General features: G+C 55.7%; 1 pseudogene. It reads left to right on the top strand.

The window, feature by feature from the left end:
• Positions 1 to 63: 63 nt before the first annotated feature.
• A pseudogene (locus C8265_RS19250) lies at positions 64 to 720 on the top strand (IS3 family transposase); the annotation flags it as partial.

Consider the following 720-nt stretch of genomic DNA (forward strand, 5'->3'; position numbering starts at 1 on the left):
TGGACCTGTCGCGGTTTGATGCCGCTCCTTTGATAGCATTTACTGCAGCAAAGGAGACTGACTATGGGACTGAAACGGACGGACGAATTCCGCCAGGATGCGGTGCGGATCGCGCTGACCAGTGGGCTTACGCGTAAGCAGGTGGCTGATGATTTGGGTGTCGGGTTGTCGACGCTGAACAAATGGATCACAGCCCATCGGGACACAGATGTGGTGTCGCAAGAAGATCTTAGCCTCGCCAAAGAGAATGATCGACTTCGACGTGAGATCCGGCTCCTCAAGGAGGAGAGGGAGATTCTAAAAAAGGCCACCCAGTTCTTCGCGGGCCTAAAGCAATGAGATTTAGGTTTGTCGAAGAACACAGAGCCAGCTTTCCGGCCAATCGGTTGTGCGAGATTGTTGGCGTAAGCCCGCGTGGTTTGCGTGCATTCCGCAACCGACCGGCCAGCCGCAGGCAACGGTCTGATCTGGTCACGCTGGCTCACATCAAGGAACAGTCCCGTCTCAGTCTGGGCAGTTATGGCAGGCCACGCATGACCGAAGAGCTGAAAGAGATCGGTTTAGATGTGGGCCACCGCCGGGTCGGCCGTTTGATGCGTCAGAACGGCATATCCGTGCTCAGAACGCGTAAACATAAGGTCACGACCGACAGCGATCATAAGTTCAACATCGCGCCGAACCTGCTGGATCGAGACTTCAGCGCTAATGCGCCCAACCAGA

It is taken from the genome of Oceaniglobus ichthyenteri (assembly GCF_003057885.1).
Classification (GTDB): domain Bacteria; phylum Pseudomonadota; class Alphaproteobacteria; order Rhodobacterales; family Rhodobacteraceae; genus Oceaniglobus; species Oceaniglobus ichthyenteri.